We start from the raw sequence: 22,710 nt of genomic DNA, 5'->3' as shown, positions 1-22,710 counted from the left end.
TTCGAGCAATCATATAAATCCTCAACAAGAGGTTTAGATTGTGTGACGGTTGTAAACTAGTGTGATCGTTGATGCATCAGGAAGCAAGCCTGAATTCTTCGCACAGATCGCCGGTTCGACCTGAATGGAGATGCTCGTGCCGTACCGCAAACCGAAACGTTCCTACGTAATCCCGGTTGTCACCACGCTCGCGGTAGCGGCCCCGCTCGCAGCATTGATTCCGCGCGATTCGACCGATTACCGCCCGACCACCGATAGCGAGCTGGCTGCTGTACCCGCACAACTCGCCGAAATGGCGCTGGCCTCCGCCCCCGACATCACGCTCCCGCTGAAGGAGCTCACCGGCCTCGACTTGCCGGACCTGCATCTGTCCGATCTGCGCATGCTGCCATTGCCGTCGTCGGTACGGATTCCCGATGGTCTGCCACTGCCACCAGGCATTGAGCTACCGAGGGAAATTCCACTACCCAAGCTCAATTCCGGCCAGAGCCCGACGGCGCCAGGCCCGAACCCGAATTCCGGTCCGAACCGAACAGTCCCTGGTCAGAGCCAATTCGCTCCCGGGCAGTTTTCAACAACTCCTGGCCAATACCCCGCCCCGAGCCGGACCGCTCCCACACCGCCGACAACGGGCCGCGCCCCGACCGTGAGCTTCATCGCCGACCCCAGCCTGCTGGAACCGGGAACCACACCCGACACACCGGCATTGGCGCCCGGCGCGGTCCCGCCCGACCTGGTCGACCAGGTCGGCGCGCAAGTCAAGGAACTCAGCCGCGAAACACCGTTCAGCGTGGTCGCACTCACCGCGAACGATCTGGTGAACACCACCGCGACGATCCGAGCCCGCCAACCCGACGGCGCCTGGGGGCCCTGGTACGACACCGCGGCCGTCGACACCCGGCGCACCGACCGCACCCCGGCAGGCGGCACCACCGGCACGGAACCGATCTACGTCGGCAATACCAAGGCGGTGCAGATCCTGGTGACCCGCAAGGCCGCCGCGTCGAGGGCACCGCGGGAGCCCGCAGCGGAGCTCCCCCAGCCGACACCGGCCGCCGCGCGCTCCGACGACCCGGCCCAGATCAACGCCGCGGCCATGACCGCGGTCCTCATCGATCCGGGCCGCGGCGCCATCGACGCCGGACTGTCCGACGTCGCCGCGGCGCTGCCCGGCGGCGGCCCGAACGTGATCACCCGTGCCCAATGGGGCGCCGACGAATCGATCCGCTGCGATGAGCCGACCTACGACGCGGACGGTGTCGGCGGGGTGACGGTGCACCACACCGCGGGGCGCAACGACTACAGCAAGGCCGAATCCGCCGGCATCGTCCGGGCGATCTACACCTATCACGCAAAAACGTTGGGCTGGTGCGACATCGGCTACAACGCTCTCGTCGACAAGTACGGGCAGATCTTCGAAGGTCGCTTCGGCGGACTCGATCGCCCGGTGCAGGGCGCGCATGCGGGCGGATTCAACGAGAACACCTCGGGCGTGTCGCTGATGGGCAACTACGAGTCCGAGGAGCCGTCGGACGAGGCGATCAATGCCATCGGCAAGTTCGTCGGCTGGAAGACCAAGGTCGCGGGCCTCGACCCGAAGGGGTACACCACCATGTACTCCGAGGGCACCGAATTCACCTCCTACGCCCAGGGTGAGAGCGTCCGGCTGCCAATAGTGTTCGCGCACCGCGACGTCGGCAACACCAGCTGCCCCGGTGACGCCGCCTATGCGTTGATGGATCGCATTCGCGACATCGCCGCGAGCAGCACCGGACAGTCCAGCGCCTCAGCGCAGACCACGCAACCGCAGACCGGCAATGGGCAGACGCAAAACGGCACTCAACAGCAGACCGCACCACATGCGCAGTCCGACCTCGCCGCACTTGCCGCGCTGACCAACAAGCTGCTCGCCATGGTGGACGAGAGCGGAATCGCCAAATACTGGTTCGACAAAGGCGGCCCGACCGGTCCGCTCGGCGCCGCACAGTCGGAGCTGCTTCCCGCGGCTTCGGGCCAGCAGTACGCCAAGTTCACCAACGGGTATGTGTATTCCGCACCCGACGGCCAGGCGTACGCGGTGATAGGTGCGATCCTCGACCGTTTCCTGGCGCTCGGCGCCGACGCGGGGGTGCTCGGCCTGCCGCTGAGCAATGCCTACCCGGTGCCCGATGGTCTGCGTTCGGACTTCCAGTACGGCGCACTGATTCTCAACGAGCTGACCGGCATCGTCACCACGGTGTGGAAGACCTACAACGACACCTCCCAGCAGGAAACGCGGCGCAAACCGAACAGCCGGATCGCCGCACCCGGACCGGCGACCGGTGCACCTGCCTCAGCACCCGGCCAAGCTCCGGCGCCCGGCGCCGCACCGCAGGTTGCTGCGGCTCCCGAAACTGCTCCGGCACCGGAGACCGCGCCCGCACCGGAGACCGCGCCCGCACCGGAAGTCGGTCCGGCCCCCGAGTAGGACCTACCGCTGCGATGTTTCGAAAGTTGTTGCGGATCAGCTTCTTGCGCCCTACCGATCGGCCCACCCGAGATCAATCGAAACGACTCAGAGCCACCAGCGTTCCAGTACCCGCGCAACCCCATCCTCCGAATTCGCCGCGGTGACCTCGTTCGCGGCGGCCAGCGCCTCCGGGTGCGCGTTGGCCATCGCCACCCCGTGCCCGACCATGGTGAGCATCGGAACATCGTTGGGCATATCGCCGAACGCGATGATCGTCGAGTGCTCCACTCCGAGCCGCTGTGCCACCGACGCCAGCCCGGAGGCTTTGGTGACGCCCGGTGCGGACACTTCGATCAGGCCGTGGTCGGTCGAATAGGTGATATCGGCGCGGTCGCCGATCAGTGGCGCGAGTACCGCGCGCATATCGGCGCTGCTGGTTCCGCGTAGTCGGACCAGCATTTTGATCGCGGGCGCGTCGATGACCTCGCTGCGGGCCACGGCGGTGTCGTCCGGATTCAGCCAGGCGTGCTCGTATTCGGGTGAGCTCACGAATTGCGGGGTCACCGCATCGTGCGCGCGGGCGCCGACGCGTTCGGCGGCGAGTCCGCAGCCGGGCAGCGCGCGTTCGGCGAGATCCGCGATCCACACCAGGGTCTCCACATCCAATGTTTTGCTCGCCAACACCCGATCGGTGGCACTGTCGTAGATCACCGCCCCGTTGCCGCAGACACAGAGCGGCGCGTAACCGAGACCGTCGACCACCGGATCGATCCAGCGTGGCGGCCGACCGGTCGCGAGAACGAACGGCACACCATCGGCGACCAGGGCGTCGATCGCCGCCTTGGTCCGCGCGGTGACCCGCTCGTCGTGATCAATGAGGGTGCCGTCGACATCAGTGGCAACCATCTTCGGTTTGGGCAGGTCCAGGCGAGTCACCTACGCCATCCTGCCGGAAAACAGTCTCGGGACGATCGCGATGCGCGTCAGGGGGCGGTCGACATGACGCCGAGCCCGCCGGTGGAGCGCCGAAAAGCCTGGACGCGGTCAACCCGGCAGAATAAACAACATGCCGAACCACCGCGTGGCACGCGCGCGGCCACACACGTCCTTATGATCAGGGGCTAATACTCACGCTGGCCCGCCCAGCCGTAAGACCAGAGGACTGATGACCGGCTTCCTGCTACGACGCGCGCTCAATTATGTCGTGCTGTTGCTGCTGGCCTCGTTCCTGACGTTCAGCCTCGCTTCGCTGACGTTTCGGCCGTTGGACAGTCTCGAACAGCGCAACCCGCGGCCACCGCAGGCGGTGATCGACGCCAAGGCCGAGCAGCTGCATCTCAACGATCCGATTCCACAGCGCTACGTGACCTGGCTGAAGGGTGTCTCGCACGGTGACTTCGGCACCACGCTTGCCGGACAACCGGTCAGCGCGGAGTTGCCGCGCCGGGTTGCGGTCAGTCTGCGACTGCTGATCATCGGTTCGCTGGTCGGCACCGTGCTCGGCGTGCTGATCGGCGCGGCCGGGGCGATCCGACAATACAAATTCAGCGACTATTTCACCACGGTCATCTCACTGCTGATCCTGAGCACTCCAGTGTTCCTGCTCGCCACCTTGTTGAAATATGGTGCACTGGAAGTCAACTCGCTGACCGGTTCGCAGATCTTCCTCTATACCGGTGAGACCTCGGCGAATACGGTCAACGGCTTCTGGCCGCAGCTGCTCGACCGCCTCCAGCACTTGGTGCTGCCGACGGCGGGCCTCGCGCTGGGCGGCATGGCGGGCTACAGCCGCTATCAGCGCAACGCCATGCTCGACGTGCTGCAGAGTGACTTCATTCGCACCGCCCGCGCCAAGGGGCTGACCCGCAGCAAGGCGCTGTACAAGCACGGCCTGCGCACCGCGCTGATTCCGATGGCGACGCTGTTCGCCTACAGCCTCGGCGGCCTGATCACGGGCGCGACGTTCACCGAGAAGATCTTCGGCTGGCACGGCGTCGGTGAGTGGCTCGTCGACTCGATCAACGCCCAGGATCTCTACGTGGTGGTGACGGTGACGGCCTTCGCGGGGCTGGTGGTGCTGGTGTCGGGCCTGCTCTCCGACATCGTGTACGCGATTCTCGACCCCAGGGTGCGTGTGTCGTGAGTGAGCGCAGCGACCGAACCATCGACACAGCACCGTTCGGCACGGCGGAGCCGAGCGCTAGCGAGGCGCAGTCGTGACCGAAGCGGAAATCATTGTTCAGGGCGCGCCCGAGATAGCCGCCTCCGGCAGGCGCAAGCTCGTCTTGCGCCGGTTCCTGCGCAATAAGCCCGCGATCGCGGGCGCGGCGGTGTTGATCGCGCTATTCGTCGCCAGCTTCGCGCTGCCGCCGGTGCTGGCCTACGACTATCAGCAACTGGACTACACCGCGCTGCTGAAGCCACCGAGTGCCAAGCATCCCTTCGGCACCACGCAGATCGGCCAGGACGTGCTGGCGCAGACGCTGCGTGGCCTGCAGAAATCGCTGGTCATCGGCCTGTGTGTCGCACTGTTCTCCACCGCTATCGCCGCGACGGCGGGCTCCGTGGCCGGCTTGCTCGGCGGCTGGACCGACCGAGCGATCATGTGGGTTGTCGACCTGCTGCTGGTGGTGCCGAGCTTCATCATCATCGCGCTGTTCGCACCGCGTACGAAGGGCAGCGGATCCATCGTCTTGCTGATCGTGCTGCTCGCCGCCTTCGGCTGGATGATCAGCGCGCGCATCGTACGCGGCCTCACTCTGAGCCTGCGTGATCGCGAATTCGTCAAGGCCGCCCGGTATATGGGTGCGCCGACCCGGACGGTGATCGTCAGCCACGTCATTCCGAACATCGCGTCGATCCTGATCATCGACACCACGCTCAGCGTCGGTTCGGCGATCATGGCCGAAACCGGTTTGAGCTTCCTCGGTTTCGGTGTGCAGCCACCCGATGTGTCGCTCGGCTCGCTCATCGCGGCGGGTACCAAATCGGCGCTGACCTACCCCTGGCTGTTCCTGTTCGCCGGTGGCCTATTGATCATCACCGTGCTGAGCGCGAATCTGGTCGGGGACGGCCTGCGCGACGCATTCGATCCGGGCGCCAAGCGGGCCCGCTCGCGGAAGAAAGCTAAAGCATGACGGGAGCAAGTTCGACCGCACCCCTGCTCGAGGTCACCGATCTGCGAGTCTCGTTCCCCAGCGAGGAAGGCCGGATCGATGCCGTACGCGGGGTGAACTACACCGTCTCCGATGGTGAAGTACTGGCGATCGTCGGCGAATCCGGTTCCGGCAAGTCGGTGTCGTCGCTGGCGGTGATGGGGCTGCTGCCGGAGCAGGCGCGCATCAACGGATCCATTCGGTTGCGCGGGCGCGAGCTGCTCGGCCTCGGTGACCGCCAGTTGTCCAAGCTGCGCGGCAGTTCCATCAGCATGGTGTTCCAGGACCCGCTTTCGGCGCTGACCCCGGTGTACCGGGTGGGCGATCAGGTCGCCGAGGCGCTGCTCGCGCACGGCACGATGGGCAAGAAGGAAGCCGCAGAGAAGGCAGTGGAGCTGCTCGACCTGGTCGGCATCCCCGAGCCCGCGGTGCGCGCCACCATGTTTCCGCACGAGTTCTCCGGCGGCATGCGCCAGCGCGTTGTCATCGCGATGGCGATCGCCAACGATCCCGCGCTGATCATCTGCGACGAGCCGACCACCGCGCTCGATGTGACCGTGCAGAAGCAGATCCTGAACCTGCTGCGCAAGGCGCGCGACATCACCGGCGCAGGCGTCATCATGATCACCCACGACATGGGCATCGCCGCCACCCTCGCCGACCGGGTCGCGGTCATGTATGCGGGCAAGATCGTCGAAACTGCCACCACCACAGAGCTTTTCAACGCGCCGCGGATGCCGTACACGGTGGGGCTGCTCGGCTCCATCCCTCGCATCGACGGCCCGGCGCGCAGTCCGCTGATCCCGATCGTCGGCGCACCACCCGCGATGCACTCGCTGCCGCCCGGCTGCTCCTTCGCCCCGCGCTGCCCGATCGCCATTGATGACTGCCGGGTGGCCGAACCACCGCTGGAGAAGACCAACCCGGGGCACTCCGCCGCCTGCATCCGCACCGCGGAGGTCGGTTCGAAGGAATTGTTCGCGGCCTACCGCCAGGAAATCTCCGAACCACCGACCGAGGTCGTCACCGAAGACCGTGTGGTGCTGAAGGTTTCCGAGCTGGTGAAGACCTTCCCCATCACCGCGGGTGTGGTGTTCCGGCGCCGCAAGGGCGAGGTGCGCGCGGTCGACGGCATCAGCTTCGAAGTCCGCGCCGGCCGCACTCTGGCGTTGGTGGGCGAATCGGGTTCCGGAAAATCCACCACACTCACCCAGATTCTGGACCTCGTCCGGCCCGAATCCGGCAGCATCGAGATCATGGGCAGCGATGTCGCAACCCTGACCAAGGCGCACAAGCGGGAGATCCGCAGGAAGATGCAGATCGTCTTCCAGGATCCGACCGCGTCATTGGACCCGCGGCTGCCGATTTTCGACGCACTCGCCGAGCCGCTGCGCATCGATGGCCGTCCACGCGCCGAAATCGCCCGGCGGGTACCGGCACTGCTCGAACAGGTCGGCCTGCGCCCGGAACACTCCGATCGCTATCCGGCCGACTTCTCCGGCGGCCAGAAACAGCGCATCAGCATTGCCCGCGCGCTGGCCTTGGATCCGGAGCTACTCGTGCTCGACGAGCCGGTGTCCTCACTGGACGTGTCGATCCAGGCAGGCGTGCTGAACCTACTGCGCGACCTGCAGCTCGAACGCGGACTGTCCTACTTGTTCGTCTCACACGACCTGTCGGTGGTCCGCAACCTGGCCCACGACATCGCGGTGATGTACCGCGGCAAGATCGTCGAATCCGGCCCGGCGGAACAGATTTTCGCCGATCCGCGCAATGAGTACACCAGGGCGCTGATCGATGCGATTCCGGTTCCGGCCGTGAGCCGGTAGCGGCCGGGGAGCAAAGGAGAGCGCAATGCGGATCCGATCGAGCCGAGCCGGGATGGGCTCAACCCGAATGACCGCACTGCGATGTGCCGTGGTGGCGGTCGCGGTCGGCCTGGTCGCGACCGGCTGTGGCGCCGAGGACTCCGACGCGGGCAAGGGGCTGTCGGACGCGCTCGGCATTACCAGCGATATCAACCCGCGCAACGCCGAGGAAATCCGTGCGGGCGGCAACCTGCGCTTGGTGACGACCACGTATCCGGCGAACTGGAATACCCTGTCCAACGACGGAAACGACGGCGAGATCGCCGAGATCGAACGACCGATGATGCCGCGCTCGTTCACCACCGATGCGGCGGGCGAGCTTTCGGTGAACAAGGACTACTTCACCGATATAGCACTGACCAACACCACCCCGCAGCAAGTCACCTACACGATCAACCCGAAGGCCGTCTGGTCCGACGGCAACCCCATTACCTGGGAGGACATCCGATCCCAGGCCAGCGCGCTCAGTGGGGCCGACAAACGCTTCCTGATCGCGATCACCAACGGCTTCGAGTTCGTGGACAAGGTGGAGCGCGGTGTCGACGACCGGCAAGCGGTCCTCACCTTCAAGCACCCGTATGCGGAATGGCGCGGCCAGTTCGCGGGCAATGCTTCGCTGTTCCCGAAATCCGTGACCGCAGAACCGGATTCGTTCAACCACAGTCTGGCCAACGCCATAGGGCCGAGTGCGGGCCCGTTCGTGGTGCAGTCCACCGACCGCTCGCAGGGCCGAATCGTGCTGGGCCGCAACCCGAAATGGTGGGGCGCGACGCCGAAGCTCGACACCATCACCTACAGCGTGCTCGACCACCCGGCATGGGTGGGAGCGTTGCAGAACAACGAAATAGACCTGGTTCGGCTCACCAGCATCGACGAGGTCAAAACGGTGCGCAACACCCAGGGCCTGGTACTGCGCCGCGCACCGGGCAACCGGTGGCGACACATCACGTTCAACGGTGCACCCGGCTCCATCCTCGCCGATGCGCGGGTGCGGGTCGCCATCTCCAAGGCCATCGACCGACAGGGGATCGCGACAGCGACCCAGAACGGCCTCGTCGAGAATCCGAAACCGCTGAACAACCACGTCTTCCTGCAGGGCCAGGAAGGCTACCGGGACAACAGCCTCGGCTTCGATCCCGCCGCCGCGGCCGCGGAGCTCGACGCACTCGGCTGGAAGCTCAACGGGGATGTCCGGGAGAAGGACGGACGCAAGCTGATCATCCGCGACGTCATGTACAACGACCCGCTGTGGGTGCAGATCGCCCAGATCATCCAGCAGAACCTGGCGCAGATCGGCGTCGAGCTGACTATCGACACCAAGCCGGGCGCGGGATATTTCACCGATGTCATCCAGCCCGGTGACTTCGATGCCGCCCAATTCATCTTCCAGGGTGACGCGTTCCCGCTCGGCAGCATTCGGCAGATCTACCGCTACGACCCCAACGATCTGCAGGGCAACTACGGCCGCATCGGCTCACCGGAGCTCAACGACCTCATTGATCGCACCCTCGCCGAACTCGATCCGAAGAAGGCGATCGAGTTGGCCAACGAGGTGGATCGCACAGTGTTCGAGGAGGGCCATTCCCTGCCGCTGACCCAATCCGACGGCAGCTTCGGTGTCCGTGCCGAGCTGGCCAATATCGGTTCGCCCGGGCTCGCGTCCTACGACTACACCACCATCGGCTTCCTGAAGTAACCCAAGCAGCCTCCCTGCGGAAAGGAGCGGACCATGCGGTTTCGTTCATGGACGACACGACTGGCGATTCCCCTTGTCACGGTCGGCTTGATCGCGGCCGGGTGCAGTTCGGACGAGGAGGCCGCGCCGGAAGGTGCCGCCGCCGCGCTCGGCACCACCAATGACATCAACCCGAAGGATGTCAGCGAACTGCGCGATGGAGGCAACCTGCGCCTCGCGATAGGTGCGCTGCCACAGAACTGGAATTCGCTGCACAACGACGGAAACGACGCCGATACCGGCGGAGTGGAGCGTCCCATGATGCCACGGGCGTTCAAAACCAATGCGGCAGCAGAACTCTCGGTGAACACCGACTACTTCACCGACGTCGCGCTGACCGGCACCGAGCCACAGCAGGTCACCTACACGATCAACCCGAAAGCCGTATGGTCCGACGGCTCCCCCATCACCTGGGAAGACATCAAATCCCAGGCCAACGCGCTCAGCGGTGCCGACAAATCGTTCCTGATCGCCAACAATAACGGCTTCGACCGGGTCGAGAAGGTCGAGCGCGGTGTCGACGATCGGCAGGCGGTCATCACCTTCAAGAAGCACTACGCCGACTGGCGGGGACAATTCGCAGGCCTCTCGTTCCTGTTCCCCAAGTCCGTCACAGCAACACCGGATGCCTTCAACAAGAGCCAACTCGACGGCCTCACGCTGTCATCGGGGCCGTTCGTTGTCCAGTCCGTGGACCGCGCTCAGGGCCGCATCGTACTCGGTCGCAACCCCAAGTGGTGGGGTGACACACCGAAACTCGACACCATGACCTTCAGCGTCCTGGACAGCTCTGCCGCCCTTCCGGCATTGCAGAACAACGAGATCGACGCGGTCGGTCTCGCGAGCAGGGATGAGTTGAAGACCGCGACGAACACATCCGGCATCGCCGTTCGTCGCGCACCGGGAAATCAGTGGTCGCACTTGACGTTCAACGGTGCGCCCGGCTCAATTCTCGCCGATCAGGGCGTGCGCGTCGCAATCTCGAAGGCGATCGACCGGCAGGGCATTGCGAGCGCCATTCAGAACGGCCTGGTCGAGAACCCGAAACCGTTGAACAACCATGTCTTCCTGCAGGGCCAAGACGGATACCGGGACAACAGCCTCGGTTTCGATCCGGCGGCGGCGGCCAAGGAACTGGACGCACTCGGTTGGAAGCTCAACGGTGATGTCCGTGAGAAAGACGGCCGCAAGTTGGAAATCCGCGATGTCATGTATAACCAGGACGTCTGGGTGCAGATGGCGCAGATCATCCAGCAGAACCTCGCCCAGATCGGCGTCAAGCTGACCATCGAAACCAAACCGGGCACGGGTTATTTCACCGATATCATCCAGCCGGGCAATTTCGATGTCGCGCAGTGGAGCTGGGTGGGTGATCCGTTCCCGTTGGGCAGTCTCTTCCAGATCTTCGGCTACAACCCGAATGATTTGCAGGGCAACTACGGTCGCATCGGTTCGCCGGAGCTCAACGACTTGATCGAGCAGACGGTTTCGGAGCTCGACCCGAAGAAGGCCATCGAGCTGGCCAACCAGGTCGATCGCAAGGTGTTCGAAGAGGGTCATTCCCTGCCGCTGATGCAGTCACCCGGCAATGTCGCGGTCCGTGCGAACCTCGCGAACTACGGCGCGGCCGGGCTGGCATCCTACGACTACACCAAGATCGGATTTCTGAAATGAGAGGACCGGCGATGCGGCTTCGTTCCCTCGGCACCCGGTGCGCCATCCCGGTCGTCGCGCTCGGGATGATCGTGGCCGGCTGCTCCAGCAGCGACGTGGCCTCGGGCACCAGCACCATCGGCAATACCAACGACATCAATCCGAAAGACCGGAGCGAACTGCGCGACGGCGGCAATCTGCGGTTGGCGCTCGGCGCCTTCCCGTCGAACTTCAACTACCTGCATGTCGATGGCGGCACCGATGACGGCGCCATCGTGATCGCTCCGACGATGCCCGGCGCGTTCGTCAGCGACGCCGCGGGCCGGCTCACCGTCGACCACAACTACTTCACCGACATCGAGCTGACGAGCACCGCCCCGCAGCAGGTCACCTACACAATCAACCCGAAGGCCGTTTGGTCCGACGGCAACCCCATCACCTGGGAGGACCTGCGCTCTCAGGCGGCGGCGCTGAGCGGTAAGGACAATGCGTTCCTGGTTTCCTCGACCGCCGGTTTCGAACGGGTCGCGAAGGTGGAACGTGGCGTCGACGATCGGCAGGCGATCGTCACCTTCGACAAGCCCTACGCCGAATGGCAAGGCCAGTTCAGCCCGCTGTATCCGAAGGCGGTGACCGCGAATCCCGATGCGTTCACCCATCTCGACCTCAACTCGCTGTCGGTCAGTTCGGGACCGTTCGTCATCACCGCCATCGATCGCGCCCAGAACCGGATCACGCTGAACCGCAACCCGACCTGGTGGGGCGACACCCCCAAGCTCGACACCATCACCCTCAGCGTGCTCGACCACAGCGCCATGCTGCCCGCGATCCAGAACAACGAGCTCGACTACGGGTACATGTCCGGCATCGAGCTGGTGACCGCGGCCAAGAACTCGAAGAATGTCGTTATCCGCCGGACACCGGAGCCGAGCTGGTCGCATCTGACCTTCAACGGTGCGCCCGGCGCGCTGCTCTCGGATCCGCAACTGCGCATTGCTATTTCGAAGGCGATCGATCGGCAGGGACTGGTGACCGCGGCCCAGAACGGCATCGTCACCGACCCGAAGCCGCTGAACAATCACATCTTCATGGCGGGACAGAATGGCTACCAGGACAACGCCGGTCCCATCGCGTTCGATCCCGCCGAGGCCGCGCGGATGCTCGATGCGCTCGGCTGGAAGCTCAACGGCGACGTCCGCGAAAAGGACGGCCGGAAGCTGGAAATCCGCGACGTGATGTACCAGCAGGATCAGTGGGTGCAGACCGCACAGATCGTGCAGCAGAATCTGGCCGCGGTCGGCGTGAAGCTGACGATCCAGACTGTGCCCGGCAGTGGCCTTTTCAAGGACGTGATCGATCCGGGCAACTTCGATATCGCCCAATTCAGTTGGGGCGGTAGCATTCTCCCGCTCACCGGGCTGCCCCAGATCTATGCCTACAACCCGGAAAATCTGCAGGGCAACAAGGCCAGGATCGGTTCACCGGAACTCAACGACCTCATCGACAAGACGATCTCCGAGCTCGACCCCGACAAGGCGATCGCGCTCGCCAACCAGTGCGATCAGATGATCTTCGCCGAGGGCTATTCGATCCCGCTCCAGCAGGCTTCGGGCACCTACGCGGTCCGCGAGAACCTGGCCAACTACGGAGCCTTCGGCCTCGCCTCCCCCGACTACACCAAAGTCGGCTTCCTGAAGTGAGTTCCGGATCGGGCCACCCCCTGGCCTACCCGGTCACCGTGACGATCGGCGCCCTCGCGACCTGCCTCGCCTGGGCGCCGTTCGCCGACCCGGACCAACTCGCCGCCTTGGCGACAGTGGCACTCGGTATCCTCGGCTACACGAGCTACCAGCTCAGCAGAGCTCTCGGCCTGCTGTCCAACGGATCGACCAGCGCCACCCGCACCGTCGGCATCAAACGTATCCGCCAAGACCACCGGCTCCTCAGCCGAACCTGGCTCGAAATCACCGACACCGGTCGACCCCGTTGGCTCCCCGTCTATTTCGACTCTGCCCTACCGGCCCTCACCGAAACCACCGGTGAGATCACCGACCGATCAATCCACACCGGCACCCTGCGCCTGTACCCTTCCGGCCGCATCCGTGACACCGAACCCCCCGGCCGCCTCATCGACAACCCCTCTCGCCCCGACCCCGACGCCCCCGCGCTCGCCACCAGTTCCACCCGCCCGACCCGCCGCCTCCTGCTGGACGCCCAATCAACAGTCGCGGCCCCGTTCATCGCCCTGATGTGGGTCTACATCGCCGAAGGTGGCTTCACCGCCTTCCTCGCCGCCACCACCGTCGCCGCCGTCTGCACTATCTGGCTCTCCGCCATCCGAGGCTCCGACCCCAGCTGACTCGCCGGGACACAGTCCACCAATCGCTGAGATCAACGCCGGATGTCGTGGCATGGGCTGCCACCGGGGCTCTGTTCTGACCTGGCCACCAGCCAGCGTATTCGAGCCCAGGCGACACCGTCGTTTGCACGGCTCGTCAGTGACGTAGCCGGGCGGCCGCGGCCAGAATCGGGGTACTCACGGCGGTGGCTGCGGCGCCGAGTGTGGTGTCGGTGACCAGGATCCACCGGACGGTCTTCATGGCCAGGGTGAGGACTTCGCTGCCACGCCGGCGCATGCCGGCTTCGAAATCGCGCACTGCGTCGGTGAGGGTGGCGGTGCCGTTGGCAACGTCGCTGACGTGCTCGAGCAGGCTGGCGGCGTCGCGAATGGCCGCGCCCGCTCCCATTCCCGCGGTGGGTGGTGTCGCGTGGACAGCGTCGCCCAACGCGGTGATGCGACCCGATGGCCAGGGCGCGAGATCGTCCGCGCGGGTGGAGGCTGCGTTGAAGCGGAACCCGGCCACACTGTGTGGGTCGGCCTGGGCGATGACTTCGAGGGTGCGCTCGGTCCAGCGCCGCTCGCGGAAGCGGCTCAGCAGCGCCGCCTGCAACTCGCCGCCCCGCAGGTCACGTAGGGAATCGGTGGCAGCGGATTCGGGGAACATGGCGCCCCAGATGTAGGTGGGGCCGGTGGTGACCGACATCCGCAGCTCGGGAGCGTCGAGCGCGGCGTTGCCGACCGGGTCGAGGAAGCCGACATAGAGCGCTGCCCCGCGTGGGCCTATCGCTGTCCCCGATCGTGGCCTGAGCCGCTGCTGCTCACCGGGGCTGAGGTCTCGCAGGAGGGTGCGGCCGGAGAACCCGATGATGCCCGCGGGGCTGTTGGTCGGACCTCCCGCCAGGTGGCGGGCTACTACCGAGTGAGCGCCGTCCGCGCCCACCACCAGATCCGCCGAGACCGGCGCCCGGTCGTGGAACAGCACCTGGGGTGCGCCGTGGTCGTCGTGGCCGACACCGGACACGTTGCATCCCAGGTGCAGGTCATCACCCACTGCTTCGGCCAGCAGCATCCGCAGGGTGATCCGATCGACGTCGACACTGCCGCTGCCGCTCAGATCCGGCCCGTGGCCGAGCAGCCGGCCACGGCGGTCCCAGAACGCGTCACGCTCGCGCAGCCGCAGCGCGGAACCCGATGCCAGCAACCGCTGCATGATCTTCGGATCCACCAGATTCTTCAGCGCCGACTGCGCCCGCTCGTCCAGGGTGATGTGGTAACCACCCGTCGCCGCCACATCGGTGTCGCGGTCGAATACCGCAACCTCGAACCCCCGGCGACGCAGCCCCGCGCCCAGTGCAAGCCCGCCGATCCCGCCGCCGACCACGACCACCTGCATACCCGACCGTCCTCTCTGCCATCGCTTGTCGAACAGAGCCAACCCTGACATCAGTAGTGGACACCGAGTGGCCACTACCGGTCATGATGGGACGATGGCGAACACCTCACACCGGGCGTTGCGGCTGCTGTCGCTGCTCGGATCCGGACGGCAGTGGCCGCTGCGCGAGCTGGCCGCCCGGCTCGGAGTCAGCGAACGCACCGTCCGCCGCGACATAGAAACGCTGCGCCGGCTCGACTACCCGATCACCACGATCCACGGCCCCGATGGCGGCTATCGGCTCGGCGCCGGGCACACTCTGCCGCCGCTGCTGTTCGACCACGACCAGGCCCTCGCGATCGCGGTGGCCCTGCAGACCGCGCCCGCGACGATGTTCGGCCTCGGGGACGACACGGCGCGGGCACTGGCCACTCTGCACCAGGTCATGCCCCCTGCGCTGCGGGCTTCCATGGAATCCCTGCGCCTGACCCGGCTGCAGAACTACTGGGAGTTCCCCGCGCCTCCCATCGACCCGGCCGCGCTCACCGCCATCGGAACCGCGGTACGCCACCGCCACCTGCTCGTCACCGAGACACTGCGTCCCGACGGCACCCGCCCCGAACCCAGTGACCCCGACTTCCTGCCCGCACATCGCATCGAACCCCACCATCTGGTCGTCTGGGCGGCCCGGTGGTATCTGGTCGCCTACGACCTCACCGACCACGAGTGGCGAGTGCACCGCGTCGATCGACTGCACCCCCGCCCCACCACGCAGCACTTCTCCGCCCGCGCGCTCCCTGACGACGACCTCGCTCATTTCGTGATGAGCACCCACGACCGCGGCGACAGCCCCGCCGCCTGGCAATGCACCGGCACCGCCCGGCTCAACCTGCCCGCTCACATCGTGGCCCGCTGGGCGCCAGGCGGCTCCGTCGTGGAACACCTCGACACCGAGCACTGCCGACTCACTCTCGGCGCCTGGTCCTGGGCCGGCATCGCCGGCATCCTCGCCACCTTCGACACCGAACTCACCGAACTCCACCCACCTGAGCTCGTCCACGCATGTCGCCGCCTGATACATCGCTGGGCCACTATCGCCCACGATGGAGAGAACTTCGGTCTCTCATAAGTGACCGGATACGAGAGTTCCGCGTCAGCCCAGGAGCGATCACGAAACCGCAGGCCATCGCTCACAGGTCATTCGTGCGCGCAGGGCACGTTTCACTTCGGCGTCTCGACTTGCCATTCCCATCAGAGCTCCTGGACTCCGCACACCACCTCGCGTGCTCACACGGTCAAGTGCCCGAGCCTGATCGCCAGCAGGTTGGCGACGAGGACTGTGACGAAGACGACCGCGGCCGCCCGGTAGCTCACGGCCCACAATCCGACCGCAGCGCCGCCGAACACCAAGACCTTCGTGACGACTGCGAGCAGCGAGTGGTCGAAGGTCGCATTCGGCGACGCGAACAGGCCCCACGCCAGCGCCGCCAGGACAGGCGCGCCCACCGCCAAGACGAGCTTGACCGCAATCACATTGCCGGTCTTCCAGCCCCACAGTGCCAGCGCCGCGAGCGCGGCCAACTCCATCACGAATGCCAGCGTGAGGTTGGCCCACTTCCAGACTTCGAGCATGTCCGTTCTCCTCAAATAACTGAGAGCATCGCTCTCTTATGAGAGCAGTGTGCTGGACTGGGTCGCCTTCGTCAAGTTGGCGTCAGACAGTGGCAATGGACGTCGAGTTGCGTCCGAATTGGTCTTACCACTTGACCATCTGGCCGATGTGGCGCACAGTAGGCATATGGCGTTGCAACCGGTAGTCAAGCGGTCGGTGTCCGGCGATGTGTTCGAGCAGATCGCGGCGGATGTGTTGAGTGGGGAGTTGGCGCCGGGGGCGACATTGCCCAGCGAGCGGCAGTTGGCGGAGGCGTTGGGGGTTTCTCGGCCCGCGGTTCGGGAGGCGTTGCAGCGACTGGCGGCGGCCGGTTTGGTGGCGGTGCGACAGGGGGATGCGACGACTGTCCTGGACTATCGCCGGGGGGCCGGGCTGGAGGTTTTGCCTCGACTGCTGGTGCAGGGCGGGGAGTTGGATCCGGGGGTTGCGCGCAGCATTCTCGAGGCCCGGCTGCACAACGGACCGAAGGTTGCCGAGTTGGCGGCTATGCGGCTGGGCAAGAACGACTCCGCCACCGTCGGCGCCGCGCTCGACCGCACAGTGGAAGCACTTGCCGCAGCACAGGATCCGGTGGCTCGGCAGCGGCATGCGATGGAGTTCTGGGATCACGTCATCGACGCGGCCGATTCCATCGTGTTCCGGCTGATGTTCAACATGCTCAGCGCCGCCTACGAACCCGCGCTCACCGCGCTGGCTCCGATCATGTCCGCCGAGGTGGGCAATGTCGAGGCGTACCGCGAACTGGCCGCCGCCATCGTGGCGGGCCGGCCGCAACAGGCCGCCGAGATCGCCCGGGCATTGCTCGAGCCGGCGACCACCATCCTGATCGATGCCCTCGGCGGGCACTGATCACGCGTCACCCTAGGAAGAACCATGACGAAACCCCATTCCCCCGAACAGGATTCGAGCGCTCGGGCCCGCGTTGCGCGAGACGAGCGGGCGCTGCGGCGCGGGCTCACCCTCGGCGAGGCGTTCCGCGAGTTCGTCCGGCACCCTTCGCCGTGGCTCATCGGCATCACCCTGCTCGCGGCCCTCACCGGCCGAATCATTCTGGGCGACTGGCAGTTGACCGACGCACTGGTGCCCGCCGTGATGCTCGCGGTGTTCCCGATCTTCGAATGGATCGTGCACGTCACCGTGCTGCACTGGCGGCCACGCAAGCTCGGTCCGGTCGCCATCGACAGCGAACTGGCCCGCAAACACCGTGAGCACCATGTCGATCCGCGCGATATCCCGTTGATCTTCATACCGACCAAGACACTGTCGGTACTGGTCGTCGTCCTGATCGCGCTCGCCGCCCTGGCATTCCCACGCCTTGGCCTCGGCCTGACCTTCCTGCTCACCATCACCCTGCTCGGCGTCGGCTACGAGTGGACCCACTACCTGATCCACACCGACTACAAGCCGAAAGGCTCTCTCTACCGCGCGGTCTGGCGCAACCATCGCCACCACCACTACAAGAACGAGCACTTCTGGTTCACCGTCACCACCTCCGGCACCGCCGATCGCCTGTTCGGCACCCATCCGGACCCCGCCGAAGTCACCGCCTCCCCCACTGCCCGGCACCTACATTCGGCTTGAACACCGCTGATCGACCTCGCGCGTAGAGCGCCGGAGTGGATCGTGCCGTGGTAGCTGGTTGTTGCGCCGGATCCGAGTGGCCCGCGCCTCGAGTAGCACCACCTGTATTCCGGCTGCGGCGAGGCGAGCGGCGGTCATCAGCCCTGCGATTCCGCCACCTGCGACCACACATTCGACGGTGATCTTCGCGGGTTCCTCCATCAGATAGAAACGGCCCAATCCCGTGAACCCGCCGTGAGGGTTGGGCCGCCTTTCGTGTCGGGTGGATGCCCGGCCGGTACACGGCCCGGCCGGGCCCCCCTTACCCGCGCTCGACTGGCTGTGCGACGCGGGAAGCCTTCTCTGCGAGGCGGATAGCCTCGCGGACCAGGGCGGCGAAATACGTGTCACCGGGGCTGGATGAACTCGGCGGGAAGACTTGCGCGGTGTACTCCGCATCGAGGGCGAGATCGGCTCGTGTTCGCGGCCGGCATTGTTCGAGGCAGGAGTGGTGGATGCTCATGGCATGGACTGCCACCTCGGCACTGAGCGGTCCGGGGTCGGCGTGGCAATCATCGATTCCGGTGACATCTCCGTCGCGCCTGAAGCCGACGACGATTTGCTGGGTGCTGCGGTGTTGGCGCATATGGCGTTCGCGCCTGCGTTCTCGGGCGATCCGGAGCGCCGCGAGGAGGCACGCGACAAGCTCCACGGCGCGCGCGTGTTCGCGGGCCGCGGGAATGTCAGTTCGGAGATGGTTGCGTGGCTCGACGCGGTCGAAGCCGAAGTAGAAACTCGCTTCGGCGACACGCGTCGCGCGCTACAGCTAATCCAGCACGCCGAAGAGGTGTACAGCCAATACGACGCCGACGAGAACCCCAGTCCTCCTTGGCTGGATTGGTTCTCGGCCACAAGGCTCGCAGGCTTCAAAGGCAACACGTTGCTTGCTGCCGGTAAGGGTGCGGAAGCTCGCGCGACCTTGGAGCAGGCACTCGCGGATCTGCCGGTGGAAGCCATCAAGCAGCGCGCGGTGTTCCTTGCAGATCTCGCCGCCGCTGCCGTGCTGGAGCGAGATCCCGAGCAGGCATGCTCCTACCTGGAAGAGGCGCTAAAAGTGCTCGGGGACCACTGGTACGCCACAGCGATGGAACGCGTGAAGGATGTGCGCCAGTCCTTGCGTGAGTGGGATTCGCTTCCTCAGATGAGGGCCCTAGACGATCAGCTCTACAACTGGCACACCATGATCAGGTCACTGTCAGGCTGACGCGTTATTCTCGGCGGCAACGATTTCCGGCAGTTCGCTGAGGTCGCGGATCTTCCAATCGGACAGCTCCGCGACCTCTGGCTTGTCGCGATGGATCCAGCCCCACGGGCCGCGCTGAATGTAGGCGGTCCGCATGCCGACGACCTTCGCGGGTGTCACATCATTGTCGATCCGGTCGCCCACATAGACGATCTCGTCGGCGCCGCAGGGTGCCACTTCAACGATCTTGGAGAAAAACGCAGTTGAAGGCTTCTCGACGCCCCAATCATCCGATGTGGCAATGAAGTCGGTAGGCAGCTCGAGACCACGCAGGATCTGGCCCGATCTGACGGTCTGGTTGCCGACGATCCCGACCCACACCCCCATCTCACGAAGTTTCGACAGGGCTGGCCGGACGTCGGAATACAGGTCCTCCTCGGAGTACGTTTCTGGTTGACCAGCTTCTGCTCGAGCCTTCCGTTCCTCGGCCAAATTGAATCCAGGCCGGAAGACTTGGAACGTTTCGCGGTAGTCCTGGCCGTTGGCGATAACCGCACCGAATACCGAGACAAAGGTATGGCGTGGCACCCCAAGCCAATCTGCCCACGTTCCGTACTCGCGTGTCTCATCAACGAGTGTTTCCCCGACATCGAATACAACTGCCCCGATCATGGGGCACACGGTAGCCGATGGCCGCACGCAGGCTCCTCGGGTGACGCTTACACCCCGCCAACGCAGGAGCAACCGTGCGTGCGGCACATGCCCGGCGGGCTGCGGGTGAGCGCGGCTCAACCCACAGGCGTTCGGCGCGCACCAGCACGCGGGCGGGACCACGTGGCCGCCAACCTGGCGCGTGCGGGCGGTCATACCGGACGCGGGCGACCCGAGGAAGACAGATCGGCATTGCATCTCCCGCCGGACATGGCTGCGCCGCTTCATTCGGCCGCTGGCTCGGCGTCGGACTGTGACCTGGTGACCTAACTCGGCAACATCGACGACGCCATCACTGTGGCCGCGGATGTTCTCGACAACCTGGGCGCAGGAGTGTCGTCCGGCCGGACGCTGCGTGTTCTGGAACCCGTGCGCGCTGCCGCAATCAAACCCCGCCACGACGACTTCCAGCAACGATACGATCGGTTCGCAGCCCACACGACCAGGTGAGGATCATATGGCGGAAACGGTTGTCCTACAGTCCCTTTCCGGCAGTCGAGCACGTGCCGTCCGCCACACGATCGCAGACGTGCAGGCACGCAGCTATGTTGACGCCATCGCCACCGGAAACCCATTCGAATCCACCGAAGCGTTCATGGAGCGATTCGAGGTTTACTCGGGCATGTCAGGCTTCTCGATGGTGCTCGCCATCATCGACGGGGAAGCTGTCGGTCAAGCGTTCGGCTGGCCGCTGGGCGCCGACACCACATGGTGGACCGGGCTCGTACTGGACGCGGGGCAGCCAGCCACAGAGGAGTTCACCGTCGAGGACGGAACCAAAACCTATGCGCTCAGTGAACTCATGGTCGATAAGAAGCGCACTGGATACGGTATCGCCGGTGTTCTGTACCGTGGACTACTCGCCGACCGCACCGAACAACGGATGACGTGGCTGGTCAACCCGGCCAACCAGAATGCCTACGCGATCTATAGACATTGGGGCGCACGCCGCGTCGGCACTCTCCAGCCCGTCTGGCAGGGCGCGCCGCAATTCCACGTTCTTATTGCCGATCCACAGGCATAGCGCGCTTGGCCAACGGCGGTCGTCGGCATCAGGCAACGGCAGGGGCGCCGCGCGATCAATCAGCCCGAGGCGAGCAGTCTGCGGGCGATGGTGCGCGCGCGATCCGCGGCGGCGGGGCTTGCCTCGCGCACCGAGGTGACGATCGCGCCGTCGACGAGCAGCGCGAACTCGGCGGCGAGTTCTTCGGCGTCGGATCGGCCTGCCGCAGTGAGCAGTTCGGTGAGGTAGTCGATGACGCGGCGTTTGTGGCGGTCCGCCGCTTGGTGCGCGGCGGCGGCGGGGTCGGCTACCTCGACCATAGTGTTGATGAAGGCGCAACCACGGAAGTCCTTGCGGGCGAAGCGTTCCGAGAGGGCATCGAATACGGCCAGCGGTCGGTCGACGGGATCGGGCGCTTGTGATTCGACCGATTCCCGTAACCAGTCCAGCCAGCGGCGGTCCCGGCCCTCGAGCACCGCGACGACCAAGTCGTCCTTGCTGGTGAAGTGGCGATAGAAGGAGGCGCGGCCTACGCCGGACTCCTGGAGCAAGCGGTCGACGCCGACGGCGCGGATGCCCTCCGCGTAGAACAGTTCCTCCGCGGTGGCGAGCAAACGCTGCTTGGCCTGTGTTGCCATGCCGCCACCCTACAGGACGGCACCGATCAGTACCATTCCGCTTGACTATTTCGGCACCAATCAGTACCGTTTTGATTCGGCACCGATCGGTACCATTACGTTCGAGCATGGAGTGCACATGTCGCGGCTACCTCTCGTCTCCACCGAAACCGCCGACGCGGAACAGGCTGATCTGCTGACCGAAGTTCAACGACAGCTGGGCCGGGTCCCGAATCTTTATGCCGCCATGGCGAACAGCCCGGCGACGCTGCGTGGCTACCTCACCCTGCGCGACGCGCTGACGCGCGGAAAGCTCTCCGCCCGCGTCCGCGAGCAGCTTGCGCTACTGGTGGCCAGCGAAAACGGGTGCGACTACTGCGTGGCCGCGCACACCATGCGGGCCGGGCGGATGGGGTTCACCGATGAGGCGATCGCGGCCACCCGCGCGGCCGACGCCGACGACCCGCACGCGGATGCGGTGCTGCACTTCGCCAAAGAAGTACTGCACTCCCGGGGCCGCGTCGACGACGGCCTGATCGCGTCGGCCCGACACAGCGGGGTGAGCGATGCCGAGCTGAGCGAGGTCGTCGGCCACGTCTCACTGAATATTCTGTCCAACTACTTCAATCACGTCGCACAGCCCGAGCTGGACTTCCCTCCGGTCCCGGCCATTACCCCGAAAGGCAATGCAATGACTACGAAATGGCGTTCCGCACGCACAGTCGCCCTAGTCGAGGGCTACTCGATCCTCGACGTCGAGGGGCGGCCCGTCCGTACGATCGATAACGTTCAGGTGTTGATCGAAGGCGGCTTCCTGCACGTCAAAGTCTCCGAAACCGCCGAGGTGCAGGTCGTGTCGGCACCGGCGGTCGCCGTTGTCAGCTACCACCCCGAGTCCTGAACGCCCCTCGATTCACATCCCGGCCAACTCGATTCCGGCCTCGGTGCGCGACGAGCGACCGAATTCGCGCCGCCGATCGGCCGATCACCGCAGAGCCCGGTCCTGACGATCATCAATCGTCAGGACCGGGCTCGCGGCATTTCCGGGTTCGCGGCATTTCCGGGCTCACGACACCTCCGGACTCACGACACCTCCGGACTCGCAGGCCAGCCCGATGCAGTCCTACTCGCAACGTCGGATTCAGCTGGACGAGAGCGCGTTCCGCGCACAAACCCACCTAGGACATAGGTCCGCCCGGGGCACTCGAGTGTTCGCATGCGGTTCCACAACACCGTCGAGATCCACGCTCCGATAGCGCCGCACCCTCCCCGACGTCCTTTACATGCCGCCGCACCGTTCACCTCTCGATCACAGCTTCCACAACACGCTT

General features: G+C 65.4%; 20 protein-coding genes. 14 read left to right on the top strand and 6 right to left on the bottom strand.

The annotated features are described in order from the left end of the window. The first annotated feature begins 130 nt into the window (after positions 1 to 130). A complete protein-coding gene (locus AB0M74_RS12065; RefSeq protein ID WP_364905365.1) occupies positions 131 to 2,467 on the top strand; it encodes an N-acetylmuramoyl-L-alanine amidase in 2,337 nt (778 codons plus the stop codon). Positions 2,468 to 2,554: 87 nt separating this feature from the next. Here AB0M74_RS12065 and AB0M74_RS12060 read toward each other — a convergent pair whose 3' ends face one another. After that, positions 2,555 to 3,376: an HAD family hydrolase gene (locus AB0M74_RS12060; protein ID WP_364905362.1), complete on the bottom strand. Its 822-nt coding sequence runs from the start codon at positions 3,374 to 3,376 to the stop codon at positions 2,555 to 2,557. Between the two features lie 238 nt (positions 3,377 to 3,614). Here AB0M74_RS12060 and AB0M74_RS12055 point away from each other — a divergent pair, with 238 nt between their 5' ends. The 7 genes from AB0M74_RS12055 (at position 3,615) to AB0M74_RS12025 (ending at position 13,219) form a co-directional block, all read left to right on the top strand. Further along, positions 3,615 to 4,592 (top strand): ABC transporter permease, encoded by a 978-nt coding sequence (locus AB0M74_RS12055; protein WP_364905253.1) that lies wholly within the window; start codon positions 3,615 to 3,617, stop codon positions 4,590 to 4,592. A 73-nt stretch (positions 4,593 to 4,665) separates the two neighbouring features. Then, on the top strand, positions 4,666 to 5,586 hold the full coding sequence (locus tag AB0M74_RS12050) for an ABC transporter permease (RefSeq protein ID WP_364905250.1): 921 nt from the start codon (positions 4,666 to 4,668) through the stop codon (positions 5,584 to 5,586). Next, the gene (locus AB0M74_RS12045) at positions 5,583 to 7,433 is read left to right on the top strand and encodes an ABC transporter ATP-binding protein (RefSeq protein ID WP_364905247.1); all 1,851 of its coding nucleotides are present in this window, start codon (positions 5,583 to 5,585) and stop codon (positions 7,431 to 7,433) included. Before AB0M74_RS12050 ends, AB0M74_RS12045 begins: the two co-directional genes overlap by 4 nt. A 25-nt stretch (positions 7,434 to 7,458) precedes the next feature. Further along, positions 7,459 to 9,168, top strand: a complete 1,710-nt coding sequence (locus AB0M74_RS12040; RefSeq protein ID WP_364905244.1) for an ABC transporter family substrate-binding protein — start codon at positions 7,459 to 7,461, stop codon at positions 9,166 to 9,168. 33 nt (positions 9,169 to 9,201) lie between these two features. Beyond that, the gene (locus AB0M74_RS12035; protein WP_364905242.1) at positions 9,202 to 10,881 is read left to right on the top strand and encodes an ABC transporter family substrate-binding protein; all 1,680 of its coding nucleotides are present in this window, start codon (positions 9,202 to 9,204) and stop codon (positions 10,879 to 10,881) included. Positions 10,882 to 10,892: 11 nt separating this feature from the next. Continuing rightward, positions 10,893 to 12,560, top strand: coding sequence for an ABC transporter family substrate-binding protein (locus AB0M74_RS12030; protein ID WP_364905239.1), 1,668 nt, complete (start codon positions 10,893 to 10,895; stop codon positions 12,558 to 12,560). Further along, positions 12,557 to 13,219 carry a hypothetical protein gene (locus AB0M74_RS12025; protein WP_364905236.1) on the top strand — a complete coding sequence of 221 codons (663 nt, stop codon included), beginning with the start codon at positions 12,557 to 12,559 and terminating at the stop codon, positions 13,217 to 13,219. The genes AB0M74_RS12030 and AB0M74_RS12025 overlap by 4 nt, the downstream gene beginning before the upstream one ends. 136 nt (positions 13,220 to 13,355) lie before the next feature. Here AB0M74_RS12025 and AB0M74_RS12020 read toward each other — a convergent pair whose 3' ends face one another. Beyond that, positions 13,356 to 14,594: an FAD-dependent monooxygenase gene (locus AB0M74_RS12020; protein WP_364905233.1), complete on the bottom strand. Its 1,239-nt coding sequence runs from the start codon at positions 14,592 to 14,594 to the stop codon at positions 13,356 to 13,358. Positions 14,595 to 14,688: 94 nt separating this feature from the next. Here AB0M74_RS12020 and AB0M74_RS12015 point away from each other — a divergent pair, with 94 nt between their 5' ends. Then, positions 14,689 to 15,702 (top strand): WYL domain-containing protein, encoded by a 1,014-nt coding sequence (locus AB0M74_RS12015; RefSeq protein ID WP_364905230.1) that lies wholly within the window; start codon positions 14,689 to 14,691, stop codon positions 15,700 to 15,702. 158 nt (positions 15,703 to 15,860) lie between these two features. On the opposite strand, the gene AB0M74_RS12010 is transcribed toward AB0M74_RS12015, so the two are convergent. Continuing rightward, a complete protein-coding gene (locus AB0M74_RS12010; RefSeq protein ID WP_364905227.1) occupies positions 15,861 to 16,205 on the bottom strand; it encodes a YrdB family protein in 345 nt (114 codons plus the stop codon). Positions 16,206 to 16,371: 166 nt separating this feature from the next. On the opposite strand from AB0M74_RS12010, the gene AB0M74_RS12005 reads away from it, so the two are divergent. After that, a complete protein-coding gene (locus AB0M74_RS12005; protein ID WP_364905225.1) occupies positions 16,372 to 17,094 on the top strand; it encodes a FadR/GntR family transcriptional regulator in 723 nt (240 codons plus the stop codon). A 24-nt stretch (positions 17,095 to 17,118) separates the two neighbouring features. After that, positions 17,119 to 17,826, top strand: coding sequence for a sterol desaturase family protein (locus tag AB0M74_RS12000; RefSeq protein WP_364905222.1), 708 nt, complete (start codon positions 17,119 to 17,121; stop codon positions 17,824 to 17,826). On the opposite strand, the gene AB0M74_RS11995 is transcribed toward AB0M74_RS12000, so the two are convergent. After that, entirely contained in the window at positions 17,812 to 18,027 is a 216-nt protein-coding gene (locus tag AB0M74_RS11995; protein ID WP_364905219.1) for an FAD-dependent oxidoreductase, read from the bottom strand. The two genes, AB0M74_RS12000 and AB0M74_RS11995, sit on opposite strands and share 15 nt — an antisense overlap. 217 nt (positions 18,028 to 18,244) lie before the next feature. Between AB0M74_RS11995 and AB0M74_RS11990 the strand changes: the two genes are divergently transcribed. Further along, the gene (locus AB0M74_RS11990; protein WP_364905217.1) at positions 18,245 to 19,069 is read left to right on the top strand and encodes a hypothetical protein; all 825 of its coding nucleotides are present in this window, start codon (positions 18,245 to 18,247) and stop codon (positions 19,067 to 19,069) included. Here the strand turns inward: AB0M74_RS11990 and AB0M74_RS11985 are convergent. After that, positions 19,061 to 19,720, bottom strand: a complete 660-nt coding sequence (locus AB0M74_RS11985; RefSeq protein ID WP_364905214.1) for an HAD family hydrolase — start codon at positions 19,718 to 19,720, stop codon at positions 19,061 to 19,063. The two genes, AB0M74_RS11990 and AB0M74_RS11985, sit on opposite strands and share 9 nt — an antisense overlap. A 346-nt stretch (positions 19,721 to 20,066) precedes the next feature. On the opposite strand from AB0M74_RS11985, the gene AB0M74_RS11980 reads away from it, so the two are divergent. Next, positions 20,067 to 20,783 carry a GNAT family N-acetyltransferase gene (locus AB0M74_RS11980; RefSeq protein WP_364905211.1) on the top strand — a complete coding sequence of 239 codons (717 nt, stop codon included), beginning with the start codon at positions 20,067 to 20,069 and terminating at the stop codon, positions 20,781 to 20,783. 59 nt (positions 20,784 to 20,842) lie between these two features. On the opposite strand, the gene AB0M74_RS11975 is transcribed toward AB0M74_RS11980, so the two are convergent. After that, on the bottom strand, positions 20,843 to 21,400 hold the full coding sequence (locus AB0M74_RS11975; RefSeq protein WP_364905209.1) for a TetR/AcrR family transcriptional regulator: 558 nt from the start codon (positions 21,398 to 21,400) through the stop codon (positions 20,843 to 20,845). A 118-nt stretch (positions 21,401 to 21,518) separates the two neighbouring features. Here AB0M74_RS11975 and AB0M74_RS11970 point away from each other — a divergent pair, with 118 nt between their 5' ends. Next, positions 21,519 to 22,280, top strand: a complete 762-nt coding sequence (locus AB0M74_RS11970) for a carboxymuconolactone decarboxylase family protein (RefSeq protein ID WP_364905206.1) — start codon at positions 21,519 to 21,521, stop codon at positions 22,278 to 22,280. The last annotated feature ends 430 nt before the right edge of the window (positions 22,281 to 22,710 follow it).

It is taken from the genome of Nocardia sp. NPDC051463, from assembly GCF_040681975.1.
In the GTDB taxonomy this organism is placed as follows: domain Bacteria; phylum Actinomycetota; class Actinomycetes; order Mycobacteriales; family Mycobacteriaceae; genus Nocardia.
This window is presented reverse-complemented; position numbering and strand designations above follow the sequence as displayed.